The organism is Ramlibacter sp. (assembly GCF_035554825.1).
Lineage (GTDB): Bacteria > Pseudomonadota > Gammaproteobacteria > Burkholderiales > Burkholderiaceae_C > Ramlibacter.
In genome coordinates, this window is the sequence record NZ_DATMHS010000134.1 from 60,499 (window position 1) to 84,653 (window position 24,155).

Consider the following 24,155-nt stretch of genomic DNA (forward strand, 5'->3'; position numbering starts at 1 on the left):
TGGCCGTCATGCCGGCGTTGGTGGTCACGGACCAGAATGGTCTTCACGCCTGGACGCTGCTTCGAGCGGCGCTTGCCTGCCCGGTGTCCGGCGGCACGAAAGGGATGACCATGAACAAGCTGCTGCTGACGCTCCTGGGGGCATCCCTGGCAAGTGGGGCCGCGTTGGCGGCCGCACCGACCCAACAGGCGAGGGACGGCAAGCCCAGCGGAACGTATGACTGGCTGCACCCCAGGCTCGGCATGGTGAAGGTCGATCGCGCGACCAATTTCATGGTCGTCGCGAAACGCCAGCCACGCGCTGAGCCGGCGGGCCAGGCCGGTGCGCCGGCATCGCGCTGATTGCCGCGAGTCGCCGCGGCCGCCGCTTGCCCACGACGCGGTCGAAGTTCGCGTGCTCCGGCCTATTCTTCATTCACAGCCCGGGTGTGGCGCGGGCATTGGAGGCCAACCATGGATCACATGCACGACTCCGACGGGAGTGACAGCGGTGCAGGCCGCTGGAAGTGGGCGCTGATCGGGTTCCTGGCCGTCGCGGGGTTCTTCCTCTGGACGGAACACAAGGCGCACCTGCTGGGCTTGTTGCCGTACCTGCTGGTCGCGGCCTGTCCCCTGATGCACCTGTTCCACCACGGCCATGGCCATGGAACGGGCCGGCACGGATCGCCGTCAGGCCGGCCGGGCGAAGACAAAACGGGAGCGCAACCATGAACGAGGCGCCTGCCTACGGCCTGTGGTCGCTGGTCGTGTTGAACTCGCTGGTGTTCATCATCTTCGCGTTCAGCTTCAGCAAGCCGAAGAATGCGCGCGACTGGCGCTCGTTCGGCGCCTTCTCGGCGTTCGTCGTGGCGCTGTTCACGGAAATGTACGGCTTTCCGCTGACCATCTACCTGCTGCTGCCATGGCTGTCGAAGACGTTCCCCGGCGTCGACTTCCTGTCGCATGACGCCGGCCATCTGCTGGAAATGATGTTCGGCTGGAAGACCAATCCGCACCTGGGGCCGTTCCACCTGGCCAGCAACATGCTCATCTTCTTCGGCTTCGTCATGCTGTCTTCCGCCTGGCGCGTCTTGTACAAGGCGCAGCAGAGCGGGGCACTCGCGGTGACCGGTCCGTATGCCCACGTGCGGCATCCGCAGTACGCCGCCTTCATCCTCATCATGCTGGGTTTCCTGTTGCAGTGGCCGACCATCGTCACCCTGGCGATGTTCCCCGTGCTGGTGACCATGTACGCACGGCTCGCCAGGTCCGAGGAGCGGGATGCCGTCGCAGCGTTCGGCGCCGAATACGAGGAGTATCGGAGGCGCGTGCCTGCGTTCGTCCCCCACCTGGGCCGATACCAGCTGCAGCACCACTGGGACCGGCGATGAACGACATCAGGCACCCTCGCCATCATGCTGGCCCGGCGCACCATCATCACCCGGGCACGCCCGCAGCCGCCCCGGAAGCGGCCGAAGGGATGGAAGGGACGGTCTACACCTGCCCGATGCATCCGCAAGTGCGCCAGAGCGCGCCGGGCAGTTGCCCGATCTGCGGGATGGCGCTGGAGCCGGTGCTGCCGTCGCTCGACGATGGCCCCAATCCGGAACTCGTGGACTTCCGCCGGCGCTTCTGGTGGACGCTGCCGCTGACCGTCATCGCCACCGCGATGGCCATGGTCGCGCACCGGCTGGTGCACGGCGGGCTGCCGGCGCAAAGCTGGCTGGAGTTCGCCCTGACCACCCCCGTCGTGCTGTGGGCCGGCTGGCCGTTCTTCGTGCGCTGGGCGCGGTCGATCGCCAACCGCAGCCCCAACATGTGGACGCTCATCGGGACCGGCGTGATGGCGGCCTATGGCTACAGCGTCGTGGCGACCGTCGCGCCGGCATTGTTCCCGCCCAGCTTTTTTGTTGACGGGCGGATCGGCGTCTACTTCGAGGCCGCGGCGGTCATCGTGTCGCTCACGCTTCTTGGCCAGATCCTCGAGCTGAAGGCTCGCTCCGAGACATCGGCCGCCATCAAGGCCCTGCTCGGCCTGGCCCCGAAGACGGCGCGCCGCATTCGCGGCGACGGCAGCGAAGAGGATGTGCCGCTCACGCATGTTCACGCCGGCGACACGCTGCGGGTGCGCCCGGGCGAGAAGGTGCCCGTCGACGGCGTCGTGCTGGAAGGCGAGAGCGCGGTGGACGAGTCCATGCTCACGGGCGAGCCGCTGCCGGTCACCAAGCGCGCCGGCGACAAGGTCGTGGGTGCCACGCTCAACACCAGCGGCAGCCTGGTGATGCGCTCGGAGAAGGTCGGCGCCCAGACCATGCTCTCGCAGATCGTGCAGATGGTCGCGCAGGCGCAGCGCTCGCGCGCGCCGATGCAGCGCCTGGCGGACATCGTCGCCGGCTATTTCGTGGTCGCGGTCGTTGCCATCGCGATCCTCACGCTGCTCGTGTGGGGATTGTTCGGCCCGCAGCCGAGCTGGGTGTACGGGTTCGTCAACGCGGTCGCGGTCCTCATCATCGCGTGTCCCTGCGCGCTTGGCCTGGCCACGCCGATGTCCGTCATGGCCGCCACCGGCCGCGCCGCGACGCAGGGCATCCTGTTCCGGGACGCGGCCGCGATCGAAGCGCTGCGCAAGGTGGACACGCTCATCGTCGACAAGACGGGCACCCTCACCGAGGGCCGGCCGGCGTTCGACCGCGTGGTGCCTGCGCCCGGACGCAGCGAGCAGGAAGTCTTGCAGATCGCCGCCAGCATCGATCAGGGCAGCGAGCACCCGCTCGCGCGGGCGATCGTGGACGAGGCCCGAGGCCGCGGCGTGGCATTGGACAAGCCGGACGCATTCGAGTCCTCCAGTGGCATCGGCGTGCGCGGCGTGCTCGGCGGCCGCCGCATCGCCTTCGGCAACACCGCGCTGATGGAGGCCGAGAAGGTCGACTGGGAGATCCTGCAGCAAGCCGCCGAAACCCTCCGCGCCGAGGGCGCCAGCGTGATGTACCTGGCCGCGGACGGCCGGCTGCTCGGGCTGCTGGCGGTCTCGGACCCGGTCAAGAGCAGCACACCCGAAGCGCTGGCGAGCCTGCGCGAGGCCGGCATCGCGGTCGTCATGGCGACCGGCGACGGATGGACCACCGCACGCTCGGTGGCAGCGCGCCTGGGCATCGAGCAGGTCTACGGTGAAGTCAAGCCGCAGGACAAGCTCGCCCTCGTCGAGCGGTTCAAGCGCGAGGGCAAGACCGTCGCCATGGCAGGCGACGGCATCAACGACAGCCCCAGCCTGGCGGCCGCCAACGTGGGGATCGCCATGGGGACCGGCACCGACGTGGCCATCAACGCAGCGCACGTCACATTGGTCAAGGGCGACTTGCGCGCGATCGCGCGGGCCCGCCTGCTGTCGCTGGAAACGGTGCGCAACATGTGGCAGAACCTCGGCTTCGCCTTCGTCTACAACGCGCTCGGCATTCCGCTGGCCGCAGGGCTGCTGTATCCCTTCACCGGCCAGCTGCTGTCGCCGATGGTCGCCGCGCTGGCCATGAGCCTGAGCTCCGTGTCCGTCATCACGAACGCGCTTCGGCTCAGAAAAGGGGCGCGCCGGTAAGAGGCCCGCTCGCGCGTGGGCACGCCCCGTGCCCGGCCGCCGTTCGCGCCGGGCACGGCGAACGGGCTTATCGTGCCGGCTCGATGCGAGTGACGGTGAGCTTGCCGCCCTCCGATATCGCGGCGAACCGAATCACGTCGCCCACCTGCACCTTGCCGAGCAGGGCCGGGTCACGGACCTGGAACACCATCGTCATGGGCGGCATGTCGAGGTTCTTGATCGCCTCGTGCTTGAGCGTGATTTTCCGGTTCTCCTGATCGATCTTGCGCACCTCGCCTTGGGTCAGGGCCGCGGCGTCCGCCTCGGTCTTGGCCGCGGCGGGCGCGGCCGATTGCGCCAGGGCCGCGACACAGGTCGCGCAGCCGAGCAGCGCAGCGCAGGCAATGGCTCGGACGATTTGCATGGGGTGTTCCTCGATCGGGTGAGTGGGGTTGGTGTTCAGAACTTGACGGACCGGGCGGCGGGGCGGCCGCTGCTGCGGGGGGCGACGCTGATCGAGCCGACCATGCCTGCCTGGTAATGGCCTGCCACCAGGCAGGCGAATTCGAATCCGCCGGGCCGGTTGAAGGTCCACACGATCTGCTCCGTGCCGCCGGGCTTCACGTGCGCCATGTAGGGCTCGTCGTGCTCCATGCCGGGAAACTTGAGCATCAGGGCGGCATGCTCGTCCAGCGTCTTGCGGTCGCCCATGACGAATTCGTGCAGCATCGCGCCCGCATTGCTGACGACGATTCTCACGGTTTCCCCCTGCCGGACCTGCAGGCGGTTCGGCGTGAAGCGCATGTCGTCGGTCATCGTGACCTTGACGGTGCGCACGGCCGCCGGCGCCTCCGCCGCGATCCCCCATGCCGTCTGCTCCTTGCGCACCGGCTGGCCATTGTGTTCGCGCGCACCGTGCGCGCCGGCTGCGACCGCCGTCGCCACCAGGGCCGCGCCCAGCAGGCCCTTCATTGCTCTCATCATCGCTTTCCCATCGTTGTCAATGGCCGGAGTGCCCGGCCGGTTTGCGGATCTGAACTTCGACTTCCGGTGTCGGCGCGGCGCCCGGGCCGACGCCTCGCGCCGCGGAAGGAGCGCGCGGCGCATCGGGCGGCGTTCCGCCGAACTCCGTGGCGAGGCTGCCGGCGGGGTGGCGGTACCAGCCGGGGTCGCGGTGATCGCCGCGCGGCTGGTCTCGCCGCACCTTGACCACCGTGAACATGCCGCCCATCTCCATGGCGCCGAACGGACCGGCCCCGGCCATCATCGGCGCCGTGTTGTCCGGGATCGGCATCTCCATCTCGGCCATGTCGGCCATGCCGCGCTCGCCCATCACCATGTAGTCCGGGATCACGCTGGTGATCTTCTTGACCAGTCCGCGGTGGTCCACGCCGATCATCGTGGGCACGTCATGGCCCATGGCGTTCATGGTGTGGTGGCTCTTGTGGCAGTGGAACGCCCAGTCGCCTTCGGCGTCGGCGACGAATTCGATCTGTCGCATCTGGCCGACGGCGACGTCCGTCGTGACCTCCGGCCAGCGCGCCGACGTCGGCGTCGGTCCGCCGTCGGTGCCCGTGACCGTGAACTCGTGGCCGTGCAGGTGCATCGGGTGGTTGGTCATGCTCAGGTTGCCGATGCGGATGCGGACGCGGTCGCCACGGCGCACGTTCATCGAGGCGATGCCCGGGAAGATGCGGCTGTTGAACGTCCACAGGTTGAAGTCGAGCATCGTGTTCACCTTCGGCGTGGAGGCGCCCGGCTCGACGTCGTACGCGTTGAGCAGGAACACGAAGTCGCGGTCCACCCGCGCGATCAGCGGGTGGCGCTCGCGCGGATGCGTCACCCAGAATCCCATCATGCCCATCGCCATCTGCACCATCTCGTCCGCGTGCGGGTGGTACATGAAGGTGCCGGGGCGCCGGGCGACGAACTCGTAGACGAAGGTCTTGCCCGGCGGGATGTGCCGCTGCGTCAGACCGCCGACGCCGTCCATCCCGTTGGGCAGCCGTTGTCCGTGCCAATGGACGGTGGTGTGCTCGGGAAGCTTGTTGGTCACGAAGATCCGCACCCGGTCGCCCTCCACCACCTCAATGGTGGGACCGGGCGACTGGCCGTTGTAGCCCCACAGGTGCGCCTTGAAGCCGGGCGTCATCTCGCGCACGACCGGTTCGGCAACGAGGTGGAACTCCTTCACCCCATCGTTCATGCGCCAGGGCAGGCTCCAGCCGTTGAGGGTGACCACCGGGTCGTAAGGGCGGCCGGTGCTCGGCCGCAGCGGCGCCATGGTGTCCGGCGTGGTCTGGGTCACCGGCTCCGGCAGGGCGGCCATCGCGACCCGGCTCACGGCCGCCGCGGCGACCGCGCCCGTGATCGCGCTCGCGCCGGCCAGGAAGGTTCGTCGGTTGCTCATCTCTGTTTCGTTCCTTTGCATCGGCCGTCAGTGAGCCGCGGGATCGGCGCCGGCCGACGGCCCGTTGGCGAGCGGCGGCGCGTCCACCGGGGCGGGCTTGCCGACCAGCGTCGACGAGAGGGCGGCCTCGGCCAGCCAGAACTGCTGCTGCGCCTCGATCGCGGCCGACACGGCCGCGATCTGGTTGCGGGCGTCCGCGAGCAGGTCGAACACCCCGATGAGCATGCCGTTGTAGCGCAGCATGTTCTCCTCGGAGATGGTCTTGCGCAGCGGCACGACCTCGTCGCGGTAGTGCTTGGCGATGTCGTACGCGCTGCGGTAGGCGCCATAGCTCTGGCGCACGTGCGATCCGGCGGCGCGCACGGTGTTGTCGTAGCGGTTCGCGGCGGCCAGGGACTGCGCGTTCATGGCAGCCCGCTGTGCCTGTCCCCAGTCGAACAGGGGCACCCGGACGGCAAGCTCATAGCCGTGCTGCGTTTCGCGGCGGCCATCGGAGCCGATCAGCGTGTTGTGCTGCACGCCGACTTCCGTGTCGACGATCGCATCCAGGAGCGCCAGGCCCTGCGCCTGGCCGGCGGTTTCGAGCTGCTGGCGCGCCAGTTGCACGTCCAGGCGTTGGGCGATCGCTGCCGCCGTGACCTCGCCGATCGCGCGTGGCGCTGCCGGCAGCTCCGGGAGCCGATCGGGAAGCTGCAGGGCTGCCGCCTGTGCCTCGGTCAAGCCCAGGAGGCGGACCAGTTCCTCCCGGGCCGCGGTCGCCGACTGCACGGAAGCGGCGACCTGGGTGGCCGCGTCGGCGTAGAAAGCCTGCTCGCGCGCCCGCTGCAGCTTGCTGAAGTTGCCGACCTCCTGCATGCGGCGCGCGAGCTCGGCGCCGGCCGCGGCGGCCTCTTTCACTTGCAGCGCGTAGGCTGCGCGCTGCTGCGAGGCGACCGCACGAACCCAGGCGGCCCGCACCCGGTTCACCTGGTCGACCACGTCGATCGCCAGCTGGGTGCGTGCCTGCGCCTGCGCATTGCGCGCGATCGCCTGCCGTCTCGGCAGCGTCAGCAGGTCCAGCAGGCCGACCGAAAGCAGCCGGTCGAGCGAGAGGCCGCCCGCATCACGCAGCCGGTCGAAGGTGAAGACCGGGTTGGCGATCCGGGCCGACTGGCCGGCCAGCGCCATGTCGTTCCAGCGTTGCGCGAGCGTCGCCTGCACCGCCGGACTGTTCGACAGCGCCAGCCGGACCGCGTCGTCCATGCCCAGCGGCCCGGATAACAAGCGCGCGGCGATGGCCTCGCGCGCACTGCGCTCCTGCTGGGTGCGACTGAGTTGCAGGCTGCCGCCGGTGAACGCGTGCACCGAGCGGTCGGTGTCCCGCACGGCCTGATCGATGTCGGGCGCGGCGCAGCCGGCCAGCGCGACGGCGGCGGCCGCCAGGGCAACGGTCGACCGGTTCATCGCCCGCCTCCGTCGTGGTGGTGATGGCCGGCTGCCGGCTTGGCCGGCTCGCTGGCAGCCGGCGCCTGCGCCTCCTGGGCATAGGCACGCCAGCCGCCGCGAGCGCGGGCGGTTTCGTTGGCCTGCCGCCAGGGGGTGGGCTTGACGTCCTCGAAGGCCCGGTACCCCTCGAATGTCGAGCGGTAGCTGCCGGCCGCGACCGGTCCCGCCGCGGTGGGCGCGACTGCTTCGCCGCCATCGGGTCGGGGCTGGGCCCAGGCAGCCGATGCGGCCAGGGCGAGCAACAGCAAGAGTGGGCGCGCTGGCCCGCGTGTTGGCATGGAAGTCCTCCGGAAGAATCACCGAGCCATCTCGCGTCGCGAGATGGATGGGCCAGGCGAGCTGGCGCGAAGGCAGCCTGCGCAGCCGAAGCTGGAGGTGCCCGCAGTCTCAGGCTCGAGGCGGACGTTCGGGCAGGGGAAGCGGTTCGCCGGTGATGCGCACCAGCGGTTCGGCCAGGTCGGATGCTGCCGGGCCAAGGTCCGGTGGGCTGGTCCGCCAGTCGGCGATGGCGACGCCGTGACAGCAAGCGGCGCATGCGCCGCAGCGGTGCTCGCCCGCCGGCTGCCCGGGCTCGGCATGACCGGGCCCCGCATCCTGCGCCAGCTCGTGGTCAGCGGCCGCGTGTTGGCCGTGCACCTTGTCGGCAGCCGCGCTGTGATGCGCGCCATCGCCGGAACACAACACCAGCGCAGCCGCGGCGAAGCTGTGCACTGGCAGAACCAGCATCAGCAGGCAGGCGACAAGCACACGAAGAGGGCGCACGGGGCGCGATTCTACAAATGCGGGCCGAACCGCGGCAGCGCGGCCGAAGTAACAAGGCGCATTCCAAGGGCATCGGCAACAGCGCCATGGCATTTCTGGCGGATCGCGCACAGTGAAGCCACCTTCGCCAAGGGGGCTTCGCTGGCGGACCCCCCAAGCGCTTCAACGCGCGCCTGGACGGCAACGCGAGGCGCGCGATCGACATCCATGAAGGGGGCGGCCGACGCGCGGGCGTTCAAGGCGCTCGTTCATGCCACGGTCGCCCTTGACGCATCGGCCCCCGCGGCCCGGCCAGGGCGGCCGACATGGCGGCGTGCGCCGCGCGCCGTCGCCTCAGCGGATCACCAGCGCCGGGCCATCGCCGCCGGCGGTGACGCGGCCGATCACGGCGGCCGAGCCGAAGCCGTGGCGCTGGAACACGGCGAGGACTTCGTCCACCGCCGCGGGCGTGCACGAGACCAGCAGCCCGCCGCTGGTCTGCGGATCGGTCAGCAGCGCGCGCTCGCGCTCGTCGAAGCCGTCCGGCAGGGCCACGTCGGCGCCATAGCCGGCCCAGTTGCGGCCCGACGCGCCGGTGACATGTCCGGCCCGCGCCAGATCGCGCACGCCTTCGAGGACTGGCACCTGGCCCCAGGCGATTTCCACCGCGGCCCGGGCGCCGCGCGCCAGTTCCAGTGCGTGGCCGGCCAGGCCGAAGCCGGTCACGTCGGTCAGCGCGTGCACGCCGTCCAGCGCCGCCAGCTCGGGGCCAGGGGTGTTCAGCCGGGTGGTGGTGGCGATCATGCGGGCATAGCCGGCGGCGTCCAGCTGCTCTTTCTTGAGTGCGGCCGACAGCACGCCCACGCCCAGCGGCTTGCCCAGCACCAGCACGTCGCCGGCGCGGGCGTCGGCGTTGCGCTTGACGCGCTTGGGATGGACCAGCCCCAGGGCCACCAGCCCGTAGATCGGTTCGACCGAGTCGATGGTGTGGCCGCCGGCGATCGGGATGCCAGCCGCCCGGCAGACCGACTCGCCGCCTTCGAGAATGCGCGCGATGGTCGCCGTGCCGAGCACGCTGATGGGCATGCCGACCAGCGCCAGCGCCATGATCGGCTTGCCGCCCATGGCATAGACGTCGGAGATCGCATTGGTCGCCGCGATCCGGCCGAAGTCGAACGGATCGTCGACGATCGGCATGAAGAAGTCGGTGGTGGCGATCAGCGCCTGCTCGTCGTTGAGCTGGTAGACGGCGGCGTCGTCGGCGGTTTCGATGCCGACCAGCAGCTCGGGCGGGACCGGCAGCCGGGCCGTGCCCTTGAGGATCTCCGACAGCACGCCGGGAGCGATCTTGCAGCCGCAGCCGCCGCCGTGCGACAGCGAGGTGAGGCGGGGTTCGGCGGAAGCGAGCGGGACGGCAGCGTTCATGGTGGGTCGAGTTCGTGCAGGAGTTGGATCAGCGCGGCGCGCTCGGTCGTGGGATCGAACAGCGGCGAGCGAATCGCGCATTGTCTGCCCAGGCGGGCCAGCAGGCTGGCGGCGGGGTCGTTCGCCCCCTGGCCGACGCGGCATTCCTCCAGCAGCCGGACCAGGGCAGGCGCGTCGCCGTGTGGAAAGTAGCCTTCATAGTCGGCCCCGAGCATGCCGACGTTGCCCGGCACGCGCGAAGCCAGCACCGGCGTGCCGCTGCGCATCGCCTCCATGATCACGTGGGCGCCGCCTTCCAGGGCGCTGGTGTGCACCAGCACATGGGCGCGCTGGATCGCCTGCCGGGTCCGGCCGTGCGGCAGGGCGCCCAGCCAGCGGTACTGCGGACAGGCCAGCGCCGTCGCGCGCGCCTGCGCGGCCAGGGCCTCGTCGTCGGCGCTGCCGATGTGGTCGATGCGGATGTCCTTGCGTTCGCGCAGCAGCAGCGCCGCCTCGAACAGCGTCTGCGGCGACTTGACCGGCCGCAGGTGGCCGACCATCACGGCGCGCAGCAGCCGGGCCGACTTGGGCAGGGCGGCGCGCGACGGCGTCGACTGGAACACGACGCGCGCCTTGTCGCGCAGGCCGGCCGGCAGGGCTTGTCCGCCCAGTTCCTGCAGCACCACCAGCCGCTGCGCCAGGTCCAGCGAGCGCTGGGCCTGCGCATCGGTGCCGATGTCCTGGTACAGGTCGGTGCCCGTCAGCACCACGGCCAGGCCGCGGCCGGGGCGGCTGCGGGCCCAGGCCGCGATCGAGGCGGCCGAGCGGCGCGCATGCAGCGCCAGCATGTGGGTGTCGCTGGCGGCCTGCGCGTCCGGCCAGGCCTGCACCACGCGCGCCCGGAACTCGGGTGCCAGCAGCAACTGCCAGCGCCGCGCCGTTCGCCAGTTGCCGTTGTTGGCTGCGGCCAGCGCGGGGCTTACGATGACGACCGATGGATGGCGCACCACGCGTTTATAGCTTGCCGACGCCGCCCGAGGCGCAGGCCTTGCGCACCGGCGGCGCCGCGGCCGTGCGCGCCGCGCTGCTGGCCGCCCGGCGCCGCACGCTCGAGCTGGCGGACGAAGTGGCGGCCGGCCTGGGCGCGGCCGCTCCCCGCATTCCCTATGCGCCGGAGCTCAATCCGCCGCTCTGGGAGCTCGGCCATGTGGCCTGGTTCCAGGAGTGGTGGATCGCCCGCAACCGGCAGCGCGCGCGCGGCGTCGCCTGCGACCCGGCCCACGCGAGGCCGCCCTCGTTGCTGGCGCAGGCCGACGACTGGTACGACTCGAGCCGCGTGGCGCATCGCACACGCTGGGCGCTGCCGCTGCCGGACGGGCAGGCCACCCGCGACTACCTGGCGCGCACGCTGGGGCAGACGCTCGAGCTGCTCGACGCCCTGCCGGCGGCCGCGGACGACGAGCTGCTGTACTTCTTCCGGCTGGCCGCGCTGCACGAAGAAATGCACGCCGAGGCGGCGATCTACATGGCAGCGAACCTGGGGCTGCCGGTGCGGACCGACCCGGGGCCGGCGCTGGACGCGCCGGTCGAACTGGAACTGCCGCCCCAGCGCTTCGGCCTGGGCAGCAAGGGCGCCGGTTTCGCCTTCGACAACGAACTGCAGTGCCGGGAGGTGACGCTGGCGGCGACTGGCATCGACGCCCAGCCGGTCACCTGGGCGCGTTTCCTGCCGTTCGTGGAAGCCGGCGGCTACCGGCAGCCGCAGTGGTGGTCGAACGCCGGCCGCGAGTGGCTGGGCGGCCAGGCGGCACCGTGGCGGGCGGCCGGCACCGGCTGGCAGCAGCGGCGGGGCGCGCGCTGGGTTCCGGTCGAGCCGGCCCGCGCCGCGGTGCACCTGACCGCCCACGAAGCCGATGCCTGGTGCCGCTGGGCCGGACGCCGCCTGCCGACCGAAGCGGAATGGGAATGCGCGGCGCATGTGCTGCCGGGTTTTCGCTGGGGCCAGGTCTGGGAATGGACGGCGAGCACCTTCGAGCCGTATCCGGGCTTTGCGCCGCACCCCTACCGCGACTATTCGGCGCCGTGGTTCGGCAGCCGCCGGGTGCTGCGCGGCGCCAGCCCGGCCACGTCGCCCGCGCTGGCTCATGCGCGCTACCGCAATTTCTTCGAGCCGCAGCGCAGCGACATCTTCGCCGGTTTCCGCAGTAGCCGCGCTGCCGGCGCGCCATCCGATCCTGGGGTGTAATCGCGGCTTCCTTGGCTGCCCGCGGTCCCGATGCCCATCTTCTTCACGCGACGCCTGTTGCTGGCGTTCCTCCTGCTCGCCGGCGCCGCCGGCTCGCACGCACAGCCGGTCTTTCGCATCACGGCGATCCCCGACGAGTCGCCCACCGAACTGGCCCGCAAGACGGCGCCGCTGGCCAGCTATCTCGCCGCCAGGCTGGGCGTGCCGGTCGAATTCACGCCGGTCACCGACTACGCCGCGGCCGTCGAGGCGCTGGCCAACAAGCAGGTCGACCTGGCCTGGCTGGGCGGCTTCACCTTCGTGCAGGCCAACCAGCGCTCGGGCGGCAAGGTGGTGCCGCTGGTGCAGCGGGCCGAGGACGAGCGCTTCCGCTCGGTGTTCGTCACCACCAATCCGGCCATCCGGTCGCTGGCCGACCTGAAGGGGCGCACGCTGAGTTTCGGCTCGCAGTCCAGTACCTCCGGCCACCTGATGCCGCGCAGCTTCCTGATGGGCGCCGGGATCGATCCGGACCGCGACCTCAAGCGCGTGGCCTATTCGGGCGCGCACGACGCCACGGTGGCCGCCGTCGCCTCGGGCAAGGTCGATGCGGGGGCCCTGAACATCTCGGTCTGGGAGAAACTGCTGGCCGATCGCAAGGTCGACCCGGCCAAGGTGCGGGTCTTCCATACGACGCCCACCTACTACGACTACAACTGGAGCGTGCATGCGGACATGCCGGCGGCGCGGCGCGAGCAGCTGGTGCGGGCCTTCACCGAGCTGAGCCCGGCCACGGCCGAAGGCCGCGAGATCCTGGGTCTGCAACGCGCCACCCGCTTCATTCCCACCCGGGCCGAGCACTACCGCGGCATCGAGGCGGCGGCGCGCGGCGCCGGCCTGCTGAAGTGAGGGCCGCCGCGAGCGGGCGCCGGCCGTGAAGATCGAGCTGAGGTCGGTGTCCGGCCGCCACCCCGCTGCCAGCACCGCGGCGGCGCCCGCGTTGCAGCCGCTCGAGCTGAAGGTGGAGGCGGGCGAGCAGCTCGCCGTCATCGGCCCGTCGGGCGCCGGCAAGACCACGCTGCTGCACCTGCTGGCCTGCGCCCTGGCGCCGGCGGCCGGCAGCCTCGAACTCGACGGCCGCGACCCGTGGCGGCTGTCCAGCCGGCAGCGGCAGCAGCTGCGCGGCCAGCTGTTCCTGGCGCCGCAGGTGCCGCCGCTGCCGCCGCGCCAGCGGGTCGTGACCGCGGTGCTGGCCGGCCGCCTGCCGCGCATCGGGCTGTGGCATGCCCTGCGCAGCCTGTTCTACCCGACCGGCATCGCGCAGGCCGATGCCGCGCTGGCGCGCTTCGACCTGGCCGACAAGCTGTTCGCGCGCGTCGACCGCCTCTCCGGCGGCGAGCGCCAGCGGGTGGGGCTGGCGCGGGCGCTGCTGTCGCAGGCCCGGCTGGTGCTGGTGGACGAGCCCTTGTCCGCGCTCGACCCGGCGCGTGCCAGCCAGGCCCTGGCCACCCTGACGCAGTGGGCGCGGGACAGCGGCGCAACGCTGGTGGCGACCCTGCACGACGTGCCGCTGGCGCTGCAGCACTTTCCGCGCATCGTCGGCCTGCGCGAGGGCCGGCTCGCGTTCGACCTGCCGCCGGCCGCGGTGACGCCGGCCCTGCTGGCCGAGCTGTACGCGCACGAGCAGGCGGCGCTGGAGCCGGCCCCGGCCGACGCCGCCCCGGTGGCGCCGCGCCCGGTCGTGATGCACTGCCGTTGAGCATGAGCGTCGCCCTGCCGCCCACACGTCCGAGGGCCGCCTCACACCGAGCGGGGAGCGTGGGCGCAGCATGAGCGCGGTGCTGCCACACCCTGCCGCACGGCGCGATCCGGCCTGGGCCGGCCGCCTGTTCTGGCTGCTGGCGGCCGGCGTCGTGCTGTGGCCGCTGCTGGTGCTGGCCGAGTTCAGGCCCTGGCTGCTGCTGGCGCCGGACAGCCTGCAGCCGACCCTCGCCTTTCTCGCCGGCTTCGTGCCGCCGCGCCTGGACGCCGGCTTCCTGGCGCTGGTGGCGCGCGAAACCTGGCGCACCGTCGCCATCGCCACCGCGGGCCTCGCGCTGGCGCTGGTGCTGGCGCTGCCGCTCACCTTGCTGTCGGTGCGTTCGCTGTCGATCTCGGGCCTGGCCGGCCGCATGGCGCCGCTGCCGGCGGCGCTGCGGCTGGCGGTGCGCGGCCTGCTGGTGGTGCTGCGCAGCGTGCCCGAGCTGGTCTGGGCGCTGGTGTTCGTGCGGGTGGTCGGCCTGGGCGCCACCGCCGGCGTGCTGGCGATCGCGCTCACCTACGGCGGCATGCTGGGCAAGGTCTATGCGGAGATCCTGGAAAGCGGCGAGGCGCACCCGACCGAGACCCTGCTGCGCAACGGCGCCGGGCGCCTGCAGGCCTTCTTCTACGGCTCGCTGCCGCAGAACGCCGGCGAACTCACCAGCTACACCGTGTACCGCTGGGAATGCGCGGTCCGCTCGTCGGCGGTGCTCGGCTTCGTCGGCGCGGGCGGGCTGGGCCAGCAGCTGGACTCGTCGATGAAGATGTTCAACGGCGGCGAGGTGAGCACCATGCTGCTGGTGTTCGTGCTGCTGGTCGCGGCCACCGACCGCCTGAGCGCCTGGCTGCGGCGCGCGCTGGCCTGAGCGCCATGGCCAGGATCACGCCGCAAACCGCCGCCAACGAGGTCTACCGGCTGCCGCCGCGGCTGTTCGACGCGCGCTGCCGCGCCTGCTGGATGGTCGCTTCCATCCTGGCGCTGGTCGCCCTGAGCTTCTGGTCGCTCGACCTGCAGTGGGCGCGCTTCCTGTCGCTGGAGTCGCTGCGCCGCATGGGTCGGTTCGCGGCCGAGGTCGCGACCCCGGCGCTGGAGCCGGCCTTCCTGCGCAAGCTGCTGCCGGCGGCGCTGGAGACGATGGCGATGTCGGTGGTGGGGACGCTGCTGGCCGTGGCCGGCGGCCTGCTGCTCGCGCTGCCGGCGAGCAAGTTGCACGCCGCCGATCCGGCGCGCTGGCGCGCGCCGACCCGGCTGCTGCTCAACGCCCTGCGCAGCGTGCCGGAACTGATGTGGGCGGCGCTGCTGCTGATCGCCGCCGGCCTGGGGCCGCTGGCGGGCACGCTGGCGCTGGCGGCCCATACCTGCGGCGTGCTGGGACGCCTGTTCGCCGAAAGCATCGAGAACGCGCCGCAAGGCCCGGCCTTCGCCCTGCGCCTGCGCGGCGTGCCCGAAGGGCGGGTGTTCCTGTACGCGACCCTGCCGCAGGTGCTGCCGCAACTGCTCAGCTATGTCTTGTACCGCTGGGAGAACAACATCCGGGCCGCGGCCGTGCTGGGCGTGGTCGGCGCCGGCGGCCTGGGGCAGATGCTGGCATTCCATCTGGGGCTGTTCCAGATGAGCGAGACCGGGTCCGTGCTGATCGCGATGATCGTGCTGGTGGGCATCGTCGACGCCCTGAGCTATGCCGCCCGGCGCCTGATGGCGCGCTGAGGCCTCTCTGTTACAGCGGACCCTGCCGCCGCCGGTTCCCCGCTACGCTGCGCCTTCCTGCAGGAGCTGCCATGTCCGACATCGAGGTCCGCACCGGCCAGGCGCCGCCGGCGCATACGCGCGAGGCGTTCAGCCAGCGCTTTCGCGCGCGCTTCTTCGATCCGGCCTTCCGCGCCGAAGACGAGGCGATCGCGCGCCTGGAGGAGATCGCCTGGCAGGGGTACTGCGGTGCCCGCAAGTCGCCGGTCAAGCGCCAGGCCGGTGCCGGCTTCGCGGACCCCGGATTCGAGCTCTCGGTCGAGTGGCTCGACACGCGCGACCGGCTGCTCGCGGCGCAACGCCGCTGGAGCGAGCCGGCGACCCGCTCGCGCATCCTGGTCATCAACGGCGCCACCCGCAACGACGGCACCTGCCCGGGCGAGATGGCCAAGAGCTTCCGGCTGGCGCAGATCGCGCGCGCGACGCTGGACGGCGGCGATGTGGAAGTCGACCTGCTGGACCTGAGCCGGCTCGCCTCCGACTACGACCGCCACATCCATCCGTGCAAGGGCTGCGTGTCCACGGCGATGCCCTTGTGCCACTGGCCGTGCAGCTGCTATCCGAATCACGAGCTGAGCCAGGTGAACGACTGGATGGCCGAGATCTACGAGCGCTGGGTGGCCGCGCACGGCGTGCTGCTGGTGACGCCGACCCACTGGTATACGACCAGCAGCCCGCTCAAGCTGATGATGGATCGCCTGGTCTGCGCCGATGGCGGCAACCCCGACCCCACGACCACCGGCGGCAAGGACCCGAAGCAGGCCAAGGCGCTGGAGCTGGCCGGCTGGCCCTATCCGCAGCACCTGGCCGGCCGGGCCTACGGCGTGATCGTGCATGGCGACGTGGCGGGCGTCGAAGGCAACCGGCGCGCCCTGTGCGACTGGCTGGACTGGATGGGCCTGATCGACGCCGGGCCGACCAGCCGGCTGGATCGCTACATCGGCTACTACGAGCCCTATGCCACCAGCCACGCCGCGCTTGACCGCGACGAAGCGGTGCAGGAAGAGGCACGCAATGCGGCGCGCGCGCTGCTGCAGGCGGTCGGCGAGCTGCGGGCCGGCCGCCTCAGCGCGCCGGGCCGGGATCTGGCCCGGCCGCGACCGAAGTGACGGGACGGGCCGCCGCGCCACCGCACCGGTACCACGCTGGCAGGCCGCGAGCCGGTGAATCGGCCGGGCCGCGCGGGACGTTCCTCCTAGGTGCAAACCCCGGTCCATGGACCGAGCTTGAGACAGATCAATGGTTCACTGCGCGGACCGAGACCATACTTCGCGCCCCTGCGACGACGAGGGCATCCGGTCGCTGCAGGAGTCTGACCATGCGTCCGCACCCGACGTCCAGATTGCTCCCTTCGCCTCGCTCGAGGTCGTGCCGGGTTGGCCGCTCCACGCAATTCCTGCTGCATCGGGTGATCGCGCCGGGAGATCGTGCATCCGGCCGCGCGGCCGCCTGAGGCGCCTGCGCCCAGGCGTCAACCCGCACGCGACGCGACGTCGCGCACCCGCTCCGCCGCGACGGCTTGATGCGAGTTCGACCGGTCCGCTTCGCCTCGGCGAGCGCCCCGAGTCCATGTGATCCGACAGCAATGAGCCAAGGAGAACGACGTGGCATGTGCGATCACCCCCGCCAAGCAGCCCAGCAAGTATTCGCCGCTGCGGGTGGCCGCAGCCCTCTCGTTGCTGGCGCTGCTGGTGCGCTGGAGCATCGACCCCTTCATCGGGGACAAGCACCAGTTCGTTCCCGCCTACGCCGCCATCGCCGTGGCCACATGGCGCGCCGGCTGGCGCGCCGGAGCGCTCACCGCGCTCGCCAGCCTGGCCGCCGGCGAGCTGTTCGATTCGGTCACCTACCTGGATTCGACGCCGCGCCATATCGCGATGGCCTACATGGCGTACATCGGAACCAGCGCGCTCGTCATTTCCATGGCCGAATGGTTGCAGCGTGAGCGGCAGGAGGCGGCGGCGGGCGCCGTGGAGCTGCGGGAAGCGGCCCAGCGCAAGTCGGACTTCATGGCGCTGCTCGGACACGAACTGCGCACGCCGTTGGCCACGATCGCCATGGGCGGCAAGTTGCTCAGGGCGGGCGGCCTCGATCCCCTGGCCGCGCAGGGAACGCTCGACATGCTGCTGCGCCAGACCGAGCGCATGAACAAGCTGATCGGAGACCTCATGGACGTCAAGAGGATCCAGACCGGCAAGCTTTCCCTGGCGCCCGAGGTGGTGGACCTGTTCGTCAGCGTCCAAACGGCGATCCAGGACGCCATGGCCGACGCCTCCGCCAAGCGGCAGCGGATCACCTTGCTGCAGCCGCAGCCGGTCGGTCGCATCTACGCCGACCCGCTGCGGCTGCACCAGATCCTGATCAACCTCATTCACAACGCCTCGAAGTTCTCGCCGGAGGGCGGCGAGATCGAGATCACGCTGGCCGGCCGCGTCCACTCCGTGGAAATCGTGGTCAAGGACAGCGGCATCGGCATCGCGCCGTCGGAACTGCACCGGATCTTCGAGCCCTTCGTGCAGCTCGAATCGAACGGCGAGGAAAGCCATGGCCTGGGCCTGGGCCTGCCGCTGACGCGGGAACTGGTGCAGTTGCATGGAGGAACCGTGCGCGCCTTCAGCGCCGGACCCGGCCGCGGGGCGGAATTCCTGGTGGTGCTGCCGCGGGCGTTGCCGCACGCCCCGGACGGCGAGCCGCAGGAGCAGGGCACGACCGAGCCGGCCGCCACCGGCGGCGAAGCGCCGCGCCAAGCAGCGCGCCGGGTCCTGGTCGTCGACGACAGCGAGGACGCGGCGGCCACGCTGGCCCTGTTGCTTCGCCTCAAGGGACACGTGGCCTTCACGGCCGGCGATGGCCGGCAGGCGCTGGCCGTGGCGGCACGCGAGCGGCCCGACCTGGTGTTCCTCGATCTCGGCCTGCCGGACATGCACGGCCTGGAACTGGCCCGCCAGCTGCGCGGGCTGCTGCCGAGGCGGCCGACCTTGGTGGCATTGACCGGGTGGGGCAGCCAGGACGACAGGAAGCATTCGTACGCGGCCGGCTGCGATGCCCATCTGACCAAACCGGTCCCGCCGGACGAAATCGACCGGGCGCTGTCCCTGTTCGCGGACGGGGCGTCGCTGCCGGCGGACCGCTGCGCAGCGGCGCCGGACCTCTCCTCGAGCTGCCAGTGAGCGGCGTCGGGCCGGCCCGCCGATGGCGGCGACCGACGGTGCCGGCGCGCCGCTATCGAACGCGGGTGGACCGCTTGCCCGGCTGCGGCTTCCTGCCGGCCCGAGCGGCCGCTGCCGGATCGGAACTGGCGGTGGCCGCGACTGCCGCCAGCTGGGTCGTGAACGCGTCGGCGGCAGCCGAGAGGCTGCGGTCCCGCCGATGCAGCACGCCGATGGTTCGTCGGGCCGAGGCGTCGGCGAGCCGGCACGCCACCAGCCCGTTGAGATCCAGTTCCGGCAGCGCCAGCGAAGGCAAGACCGTGATTCCGAGGCCCTGGCGCACCAGGCGGATCGCGGTGGTCATGTGCGTGACGTCGTAGCGCGACGCGGCGGCCGTGGTTTCGGGGCGATCCTGCATCGCGTCGTCGTAGAGCTCGCGCACGCTCGATCCGCGCGACAGCAGGATCAGGTCGTGCGCGGCGATGTCGCGCCAGTGCAGGCGCGGGCGCGCCGCGAGTTCGTGACCGGCCGGGAACACCGCCGCGAACGCGTCTTCCAGCAGGGGCCGGAACGTAAGGTCCGGCGCGGGCGCAAGCATCGCCGCGATCGCGAATTCGATCTGGTTGGTGCGCACCATGGTGACGAGGTCGTCGTTGTGCGCCTCGACCACCCGGATGCGCAAGGTGGGGTGCGCCGCGCGCAGCATCCGCAACGCCGGCGGCACGAGCGTGAGCGACGTCGACGGCAGCGAGCCGACCACCACCGAGCCGCGCCGCACCGCCGCCAGGTCAAGGATGCTGCGGTAGGCCTCCTCGAGGTCGGCGATCGGCCGGTCGACACGCGCGAGAAAGTCCCTGCCGGCCGCCGTGAGCGCGATGCCCCGCGTGTTGCGGTCGAACAGCCGCACGCCGAGGATCTCCTCGAGGTCGCGGATCAGGGCGGTGAACGACGGCTGGGTCACGCCGAGACGATCGGCGGCATGGGTGAACGAGCCGGTCTGCACCGCCAGCAGGAACGCCTTGAGCGGCCGGTATTTGATGCTTATAGCCACCGGCTAATAATAGGCCACGATTTCTGATTTGTGTTATGGCGGTCCGCGCCAGATGATGGCCCCCGTTGCCCCTGGGGCTCGAACAAGGGACCTTCATGAACGCAGAGAACGTGAAACGCTTCCGCATTGGCGCCGAGTGGCGCGACGGCGGCGGCGAGACCATCCGCTCGATCTATGCCGGCGACGGCTCGCTGGCCGGCGTCGTGGCGCGCGCGACGCCGCGCGATGTCGACGCCGCCGTCGCGGTGGCCGACAGCGCCTTCCGTCGGGCGCCCTGGCGCAAGCTGCGCCCGGACCAGCGGGCGACCACGCTGTACGAGGTCGGCCGGCGCATCACGGCCGAACGCGAGGCGCTGGCGCGCCTGCAGATGCTCGACAGCGGCAAGCCCCTCAAGGAATGCCAGAACATGGTCGACAACGCGGCGTACTTTTTCCGCTACTACGCCGCGCTGTGCGAAACCTGGCAAAACGAGGTGACCAGCCCGCGCGGCGAGTATTTCTCGATGTCGCTGGCCGAGCCCTATGGCGTCGTCGCCGCGATCACGCCATGGAACTCCCCGATCATGGCCGAGGCGCAGAAGGTGGCGCCGGCGCTGGCCGCCGGCAACGCCGTGATCCTCAAGCCCTCGGAAGAAACGCCGCAGCTCGCGCTGGAGCTGGCGCGCATCTGCGACGAAGCCGGCTTGCCGCAAGGCCTGCTCACGGTCCTGCCCGGCTACGGCGAGGACGTCGGCGCCGCGCTGGTGAAGCACCCGGGCGTGCGCATGGTCTCGTTCACCGGCGGCACCGACACCGGCCGCGCCATCGCGACGATCGCGGGGCAGCGGCTGATCCCGGTCGGGCTCGAACTGGGCGGCAAGTCGCCGCACATCGTCTTCGAGGATGCCGACTTCGACAAGGCGGTGGCGGGGGTGGCGTCCGGCATCTACGGCTCCGCCGGGCAAAGCTGCGTGGCCGGCACCCGCCTGTTCGTGCAGAAATCGCTGTACGGGCGGTTCATCGACGCGCTGGTCGAGCGCAGCCGCACGGTGCGCGTCGGGCTGCCCGACGACCCGAACACCCAGATGGGGCCGCTGGTCTCGCGCGCGCACCGCGACCGGGTCGCCGGCTACGTCGACCTGGCACGCAGCGAGGGCGGCCGCGTGCTGACCGGCGGCGGCATCCCCGACGAGCCCGCGCTGGCCAAGGGCTGGTTCTACCAGCCGACCATGATCGAGGGGCTGCCCAACACCGCCCGCGCCTGCCAGGAGGAGATCTTCGGGCCGGTGCTGGTGTGCCTGCCGTTCGAGGACGAGGCGGACGTGATCGCGCAAGGCAACGGGACCATGTACGGCCTGGCGGCCGGCATGTGGACCGGCGACTACGCCCGCGCTTGGCGCGTGGCCCGCGAACTCGAGGCGGGCTCGGTCTGGATCAACACCTACAAGCAATCGCACATCGCCACCGCCTTCGGCGGATTCAAGGCGAGCGGCATCGGCCGCGAGAAGGGCCTGCACGGCCTGCGCCTGTACTCGCAGGTCAAGAGCGTCTTCTTCGGCATGCACGAAAAACCCCTGGGACTCTGAACATGACAAACGCAAAACAGGGCGCGGCCCTCGATCTCGACGGCTCGCGCATCCTCATCGCCGGCGCCGCCAGCCTGGTCGGTTCGCACACGGCGGACCGGCTGCTGGAGGCCGGCGTCAAGGAAGTGGTGCTGCTGGACAACTTCGCCTTCGGCACGCCGGAGGCCGTCGCCCACCTCAAGGACAACCCTCGCGTTCGCATCGTGAAGGGTGACCTGATGCGGCTGCACGAACTGGTGGCCGCCTCCGAGGGAATGGACGGCGTGCTGCACCTGGCGGCCTACATGACGCTGGGTTTCTCGCAGACCCCCTGGGAGGCGGTCGACGTCAACGTCCGCGGCGCGCAGAACATGCTGGAGGCCTGCCGCATCAACAAGGTGAAGAAGGTCGTCTTCGCCTCCTCGAACGCCGTGTACGGCTACGGCACCGGCATCGTCGGCGCGCTGGCCGAGGGCGGCCCGTTCCATTCGACCGGCGCGCCTCCGGCCGCGATCCTGTACGGGGCGTCCAAGATCATGGGCGAGCAGCTGTGCCGCCAGTACCACCAGAAGTACGGCCAGGACTACCTCGTGCTGCGCTATTCCACGGTCTACGGCGAGCGCCAGCATTACCGCGCCGCTAACGCCCTCTACATCATGGAGACCTACGACCGCGTGCGGCGAGGTGAACGGCCGGTGCTGCCGGGTGACGGCAAGGACACCAAGCACTTCGTGAATGTCGCCGACGTGGCCCGGGCCAACGTCGCTGCGTTCCGCAGCGCGGCGACCGATGTGGCGATGAACATCTCGGGCCCCGAGCCGGTCACCACCGGCGAACTCGTTCGCCTGGTGCTCGAGTATTGCGGCAGCACGCTGGAGCCCGAGATCAAACCCGATCCGCCCGGCACGGTGCGCCTGACCTCGGGGGGCGCTTTCCACATCCCGCACGACCTGGCGGGAGCGGTGATCGGCTGGCGGCCCGAAGTGACCATGAAGGAAGGCATCCGCCGCCTGCTGGCCTGGCGCGAAGCCCAGGAACACGGGACCCGCTGAGGTCCGAACAACGAGGAGACCAACCATGAAATCCCTGAAGTCCCTGCTGTGCGGCAGCGTCGTGCTGGCCGCTGCGCTGGCGGCCTCGGCGCCCGCCTTCGCGTGGCCCGACCGCCCGATCGAGATCGTCGTCGGCTTTGCCGCCGGTGGCGGCACCGACATCACCGCGCGCACGCTGGCCCAGCACCTGGGCAAGGCACTCGGCGGGCAGGTCGTCGTCAACAACAAGCCGGGCGCCTCCGGCGCGATCGGCATGGCGTATGTCGCCCGCGCCAAGCCGGACGGGCACACGCTGGGCATGACCAACTTCCCGGGTCTGCTCACCTTGCCCATCGAGCGCGATGCCGGCTTCACGACGGCCGACTTCACCTATCTGGGCAACCTCGTGCGCGATCCGAGCGCGTTCAGCGTGGCCATCGACAGCCCCTACAAGACGGTCGCCGACGTCGTCGCGGCCGCCAGGAAGGCGCCGGGCACGATCAGCTACGGCTCGACCGGCGCCGGCACCGACGATCACCTGCAGATGGTCATGTTCGAGGAACTCACGGGCACCAAGTTGCTGCACGTGCCGTTCCAGGGCGCGGGCCCGCTGAAGACCGCGATGCTCGGCGGCCACGTGGCGATCGGCGGCCTGAACCTGGGCGAGGTGATGCCCCAGGCCGGCAAGACCATGCGGCCGCTCGCGCAGGCCAGCGCCAAACCTTCCACGCTGGCCACCGATGTCCCCACCTTCAGGCAGCAGGGTGTCGACCTGGTCTTCGCTTCCGAGCGCGGGATCGTCGCGCCCAAGGGCTTGCCGGCCGACGTCGAGCAGAAGATCGCCACCGCACTGCGCCAGATCGCGGCCAGTCCCGAGTTCCAGGCGCAGATGAAGCAGCAGTTCACCGAGATGGACTACCTGCCCGGCGCCGAGTGGAAGAAGCGCCTGGAAGCAGCCGAATCCAATTTCCGCCGGATGTGGGCCCAGAAGCGCTGGACCGAGTGACCCCCGGCTTCTTCATCCATCGACAACATCATCACGAGGAGACGAGATGAACCGCAGACATCTGATCGCCAAGGCACTGCTGGCGCTGGCCGCCGCCGTTCCGCTGCTGGCCGCAGCCCAAGCCTATCCCACCAAGCCCGTCAATCTGGTGGTTCCGTACCCGGCGGGCGGCGCCACGGACGTGATCGCCCGCATGATCGCCGACAAGCTCACGCCGGTCTGGGGCCAGCCGGTCGTCGTCGTCAACAAGCCGGGGGCCGGCACGCTGATCGCCGCCGAACAGGTCGCGCGGGCGCCGGGGGACGGCTACACGCTGTACATGACCACCGCCGCCCATACCATCGGCGCCAGCCTGTACAAGAAGATTCCGTACGACGCGGTCAAGGACTTCACGCCGATCACGCTGACGTCGACCATCCCGCTGGTGCTCGTGACCACTCCTTCGCTGCCGGTCAAGAGCCTGTCGGAACTGATCGCGCGGGCCAAGGCCGACCCGGGCATGTCGTTCGCCTCCACCGGCAACGGCACGCCGCAGCACCTGACGATGGAGCTGTTCAAGGCGCAGAACAAGCTGGCGCTCACCCATGTGCCGTACAAGGGCGATTCGCCCATGCTCACGGACCTGATCGGCGGCCAGGTGCCGATGGCGTTCGTCACGCTCTCGGCGGCGATGCCCCACATCAAGGCCGGCAAGCTGCGCGCCATCGCCCTGGCGCACAGCAAGCGCGTCGAGGGCATTGCCTCGGTGCCGACCTTCGCGGAGGCCGGCATGCCCGGCTTCGTGGCGGCCACCTGGTTCGGCCTGTTCGGACCGGGAACCCTGCAGCCCGAGTTGGCCAACCGCATCTACCGCGACGTGTCGAAGATCGTCGCCGTGCCCGAGTTCACGGCCAAGCTGAAGGAAATGGGCGGCGACGTCGACAACAGCACGCCGCAGGCGTTCCAGGCGCACATCCAGGCCGAACTGAAGCGCTGGGCCGAGGCCGTACGCCTGTCCGGCGCCCAGATCGATTGATG

The 24,155-nt window shown here is 70.8% G+C and carries 24 protein-coding genes and 1 pseudogene; 16 read left to right on the forward strand and 9 right to left on the reverse strand.

What is annotated here, in order from left to right; genetic code table 11:
* Positions 1-8 precede the first annotated feature (8 nt).
* The 4 genes from VNT59_RS16755 (at position 9) to VNT59_RS16770 (ending at position 3,567) form a co-directional block, all read left to right on the forward strand.
* Positions 9-341, forward strand: a complete 333-nt coding sequence (locus tag VNT59_RS16755; RefSeq protein ID WP_325500162.1) for a hypothetical protein — start codon at positions 9-11, stop codon at positions 339-341.
* A 120-nt stretch (positions 342-461) separates the two neighbouring features.
* Entirely contained in the window at positions 462-710 is a 249-nt protein-coding gene (locus VNT59_RS16760; RefSeq protein WP_325500164.1) for a DUF2933 domain-containing protein, read from the forward strand.
* Complete coding sequence (locus tag VNT59_RS16765; RefSeq protein WP_325500166.1) at positions 707-1,369, forward strand: isoprenylcysteine carboxylmethyltransferase family protein; 663 nt, start codon at positions 707-709, stop codon at positions 1,367-1,369. Before VNT59_RS16760 ends, VNT59_RS16765 begins: the two co-directional genes overlap by 4 nt.
* An 89-nt stretch (positions 1,370-1,458) precedes the next feature.
* On the forward strand, positions 1,459-3,567 hold the full coding sequence (locus VNT59_RS16770) for a copper-transporting P-type ATPase (RefSeq protein WP_414708408.1): 2,109 nt from the start codon (positions 1,459-1,461) through the stop codon (positions 3,565-3,567).
* 67 nt (positions 3,568-3,634) lie between these two features.
* Here VNT59_RS16770 and VNT59_RS16775 read toward each other — a convergent pair whose 3' ends face one another.
* From VNT59_RS16775 to VNT59_RS16800, 6 genes are all read right to left on the reverse strand, one after another.
* Positions 3,635-3,970: a copper-binding protein gene (locus VNT59_RS16775; RefSeq protein WP_325500170.1), complete on the reverse strand. Its 336-nt coding sequence runs from the start codon at positions 3,968-3,970 to the stop codon at positions 3,635-3,637.
* A gap of 35 nt (positions 3,971-4,005) precedes the next feature.
* Positions 4,006-4,527 carry a cupredoxin family protein gene (locus tag VNT59_RS16780; RefSeq protein ID WP_325500313.1) on the reverse strand — a complete coding sequence of 174 codons (522 nt, stop codon included), beginning with the start codon at positions 4,525-4,527 and terminating at the stop codon, positions 4,006-4,008.
* Between the two features lie 19 nt (positions 4,528-4,546).
* Complete coding sequence (locus VNT59_RS16785) at positions 4,547-5,956, reverse strand: copper oxidase (RefSeq protein WP_325500172.1); 1,410 nt, start codon at positions 5,954-5,956, stop codon at positions 4,547-4,549.
* Positions 5,957-5,983: 27 nt separating this feature from the next.
* The gene (locus VNT59_RS16790; protein ID WP_325500174.1) at positions 5,984-7,399 is read right to left on the reverse strand and encodes a TolC family protein; all 1,416 of its coding nucleotides are present in this window, start codon (positions 7,397-7,399) and stop codon (positions 5,984-5,986) included.
* Positions 7,396-7,689: a hypothetical protein gene (locus VNT59_RS16795; protein ID WP_325500176.1), complete on the reverse strand. Its 294-nt coding sequence runs from the start codon at positions 7,687-7,689 to the stop codon at positions 7,396-7,398. The genes VNT59_RS16790 and VNT59_RS16795 overlap by 4 nt, the downstream gene beginning before the upstream one ends.
* A gap of 139 nt (positions 7,690-7,828) precedes the next feature.
* Positions 7,829-8,167 (reverse strand): hypothetical protein, encoded by a 339-nt coding sequence (locus tag VNT59_RS16800; RefSeq protein ID WP_325500178.1) that lies wholly within the window; start codon positions 8,165-8,167, stop codon positions 7,829-7,831.
* A gap of 156 nt (positions 8,168-8,323) precedes the next feature.
* Here VNT59_RS16800 and VNT59_RS16805 point away from each other — a divergent pair.
* A pseudogene (locus VNT59_RS16805) lies at positions 8,324-8,494 on the forward strand (DUF1801 domain-containing protein); the annotation flags it as partial.
* A gap of 42 nt (positions 8,495-8,536) precedes the next feature.
* Here VNT59_RS16805 and selD read toward each other — a convergent pair.
* Together selD and senB are read right to left on the reverse strand one after the other, a co-directional pair.
* Positions 8,537-9,607, reverse strand: coding sequence for a selenide, water dikinase SelD (gene selD / locus VNT59_RS16810; RefSeq protein ID WP_325500180.1), 1,071 nt, complete (start codon positions 9,605-9,607; stop codon positions 8,537-8,539).
* Positions 9,604-10,593: a selenoneine biosynthesis selenosugar synthase SenB gene (senB, locus tag VNT59_RS16815; RefSeq protein ID WP_325500181.1), complete on the reverse strand. Its 990-nt coding sequence runs from the start codon at positions 10,591-10,593 to the stop codon at positions 9,604-9,606. Before senB ends, selD begins: the two co-directional genes overlap by 4 nt.
* On the opposite strand from senB, the gene senA reads away from it, so the two are divergent.
* The 7 genes from senA (at position 10,581) to VNT59_RS16850 (ending at position 18,527) form a co-directional block, all read left to right on the forward strand.
* Positions 10,581-11,831, forward strand: a complete 1,251-nt coding sequence (gene senA / locus VNT59_RS16820) for a selenoneine synthase SenA (RefSeq protein WP_325500183.1) — start codon at positions 10,581-10,583, stop codon at positions 11,829-11,831. The two genes, senB and senA, sit on opposite strands and share 13 nt — an antisense overlap.
* A gap of 30 nt (positions 11,832-11,861) precedes the next feature.
* The gene (locus tag VNT59_RS16825) at positions 11,862-12,719 is read left to right on the forward strand and encodes a putative selenate ABC transporter substrate-binding protein (protein WP_325500185.1); all 858 of its coding nucleotides are present in this window, start codon (positions 11,862-11,864) and stop codon (positions 12,717-12,719) included.
* A 25-nt stretch (positions 12,720-12,744) separates the two neighbouring features.
* Positions 12,745-13,569 (forward strand): phosphonate ABC transporter ATP-binding protein, encoded by an 825-nt coding sequence (locus tag VNT59_RS16830; protein ID WP_325500187.1) that lies wholly within the window; start codon positions 12,745-12,747, stop codon positions 13,567-13,569.
* 70 nt (positions 13,570-13,639) lie between these two features.
* Positions 13,640-14,476, forward strand: coding sequence for an ABC transporter permease (locus VNT59_RS16835; protein WP_325500190.1), 837 nt, complete (start codon positions 13,640-13,642; stop codon positions 14,474-14,476).
* 5 nt (positions 14,477-14,481) lie between these two features.
* Positions 14,482-15,318: a phosphonate ABC transporter, permease protein PhnE gene (gene phnE / locus VNT59_RS16840; protein WP_325500192.1), complete on the forward strand. Its 837-nt coding sequence runs from the start codon at positions 14,482-14,484 to the stop codon at positions 15,316-15,318.
* Positions 15,319-15,389: 71 nt separating this feature from the next.
* On the forward strand, positions 15,390-16,466 hold the full coding sequence (locus tag VNT59_RS16845; RefSeq protein WP_325500194.1) for a flavodoxin family protein: 1,077 nt from the start codon (positions 15,390-15,392) through the stop codon (positions 16,464-16,466).
* Between the two features lie 495 nt (positions 16,467-16,961).
* Complete coding sequence (locus VNT59_RS16850; RefSeq protein WP_325500197.1) at positions 16,962-18,527, forward strand: hybrid sensor histidine kinase/response regulator; 1,566 nt, start codon at positions 16,962-16,964, stop codon at positions 18,525-18,527.
* A 52-nt stretch (positions 18,528-18,579) separates the two neighbouring features.
* Here the strand turns inward: VNT59_RS16850 and VNT59_RS16855 are convergent, their stop codons facing one another.
* Positions 18,580-19,557: a LysR family transcriptional regulator gene (locus VNT59_RS16855; protein ID WP_325500199.1), complete on the reverse strand. Its 978-nt coding sequence runs from the start codon at positions 19,555-19,557 to the stop codon at positions 18,580-18,582.
* 95 nt (positions 19,558-19,652) lie between these two features.
* Between VNT59_RS16855 and VNT59_RS16860 the strand changes: the two genes are divergently transcribed.
* The 4 genes from VNT59_RS16860 to VNT59_RS16875 are packed head-to-tail and all read left to right on the forward strand — an operon-like array spanning position 19,653 to position 24,153.
* The gene (locus tag VNT59_RS16860; protein ID WP_325500201.1) at positions 19,653-21,122 is read left to right on the forward strand and encodes an aldehyde dehydrogenase; all 1,470 of its coding nucleotides are present in this window, start codon (positions 19,653-19,655) and stop codon (positions 21,120-21,122) included.
* 2 nt (positions 21,123-21,124) lie between these two features.
* The gene (locus VNT59_RS16865; RefSeq protein ID WP_325500203.1) at positions 21,125-22,153 is read left to right on the forward strand and encodes an NAD-dependent epimerase/dehydratase family protein; all 1,029 of its coding nucleotides are present in this window, start codon (positions 21,125-21,127) and stop codon (positions 22,151-22,153) included.
* Between the two features lie 25 nt (positions 22,154-22,178).
* On the forward strand, positions 22,179-23,138 hold the full coding sequence (locus VNT59_RS16870; RefSeq protein ID WP_325500205.1) for a tripartite tricarboxylate transporter substrate binding protein: 960 nt from the start codon (positions 22,179-22,181) through the stop codon (positions 23,136-23,138).
* A gap of 46 nt (positions 23,139-23,184) precedes the next feature.
* Positions 23,185-24,153, forward strand: coding sequence for a tripartite tricarboxylate transporter substrate binding protein (locus VNT59_RS16875; RefSeq protein ID WP_325500207.1), 969 nt, complete (start codon positions 23,185-23,187; stop codon positions 24,151-24,153).
* Positions 24,154-24,155: the final 2 nt, after the last annotated feature.

What these genes read in the sequence shown, in the direction of transcription:
- VNT59_RS16835 (WP_325500190.1), top strand. Translation starts at nt 13,640, where the DNA reads ATGAGCGCGGTGCTGCCACACCCTGCCGCACGGCGCGATCCGGCCTGG.
- VNT59_RS16780 (WP_325500313.1), bottom strand. Translation starts at nt 4,527, where the DNA reads ATGAGAGCAATGAAGGGCCTGCTGGGCGCGGCCCTGGTGGCGACGGCG.
- VNT59_RS16825 (WP_325500185.1), top strand. Translation starts at nt 11,862, where the DNA reads ATGCCCATCTTCTTCACGCGACGCCTGTTGCTGGCGTTCCTCCTGCTC.
- VNT59_RS16865 (WP_325500203.1), top strand. Translation starts at nt 21,125, where the DNA reads ATGACAAACGCAAAACAGGGCGCGGCCCTCGATCTCGACGGCTCGCGC.
- VNT59_RS16845 (WP_325500194.1), top strand. Translation starts at nt 15,390, where the DNA reads ATGTCCGACATCGAGGTCCGCACCGGCCAGGCGCCGCCGGCGCATACG.
- VNT59_RS16800 (WP_325500178.1), bottom strand. Translation starts at nt 8,167, where the DNA reads ATGCTGGTTCTGCCAGTGCACAGCTTCGCCGCGGCTGCGCTGGTGTTG.
- VNT59_RS16775 (WP_325500170.1), bottom strand. Translation starts at nt 3,970, where the DNA reads ATGCAAATCGTCCGAGCCATTGCCTGCGCTGCGCTGCTCGGCTGCGCG.
- VNT59_RS16870 (WP_325500205.1), top strand. Translation starts at nt 22,179, where the DNA reads ATGAAATCCCTGAAGTCCCTGCTGTGCGGCAGCGTCGTGCTGGCCGCT.
- selD (WP_325500180.1), bottom strand. Translation starts at nt 9,607, where the DNA reads ATGAACGCTGCCGTCCCGCTCGCTTCCGCCGAACCCCGCCTCACCTCG.
- senA (WP_325500183.1), top strand. Translation starts at nt 10,581, where the DNA reads ATGGATGGCGCACCACGCGTTTATAGCTTGCCGACGCCGCCCGAGGCG.
- VNT59_RS16790 (WP_325500174.1), bottom strand. Translation starts at nt 7,399, where the DNA reads ATGAACCGGTCGACCGTTGCCCTGGCGGCCGCCGCCGTCGCGCTGGCC.
- phnE (WP_325500192.1), top strand. Translation starts at nt 14,482, where the DNA reads ATGGCCAGGATCACGCCGCAAACCGCCGCCAACGAGGTCTACCGGCTG.
- VNT59_RS16785 (WP_325500172.1), bottom strand. Translation starts at nt 5,956, where the DNA reads ATGAGCAACCGACGAACCTTCCTGGCCGGCGCGAGCGCGATCACGGGC.
- VNT59_RS16755 (WP_325500162.1), top strand. Translation starts at nt 9, where the DNA reads ATGCCGGCGTTGGTGGTCACGGACCAGAATGGTCTTCACGCCTGGACG.
- VNT59_RS16760 (WP_325500164.1), top strand. Translation starts at nt 462, where the DNA reads ATGCACGACTCCGACGGGAGTGACAGCGGTGCAGGCCGCTGGAAGTGG.
- VNT59_RS16770 (WP_414708408.1), top strand. Translation starts at nt 1,459, where the DNA reads ATGGAAGGGACGGTCTACACCTGCCCGATGCATCCGCAAGTGCGCCAG.
- VNT59_RS16765 (WP_325500166.1), top strand. Translation starts at nt 707, where the DNA reads ATGAACGAGGCGCCTGCCTACGGCCTGTGGTCGCTGGTCGTGTTGAAC.
- VNT59_RS16875 (WP_325500207.1), top strand. Translation starts at nt 23,185, where the DNA reads ATGAACCGCAGACATCTGATCGCCAAGGCACTGCTGGCGCTGGCCGCC.
- VNT59_RS16860 (WP_325500201.1), top strand. Translation starts at nt 19,653, where the DNA reads ATGAACGCAGAGAACGTGAAACGCTTCCGCATTGGCGCCGAGTGGCGC.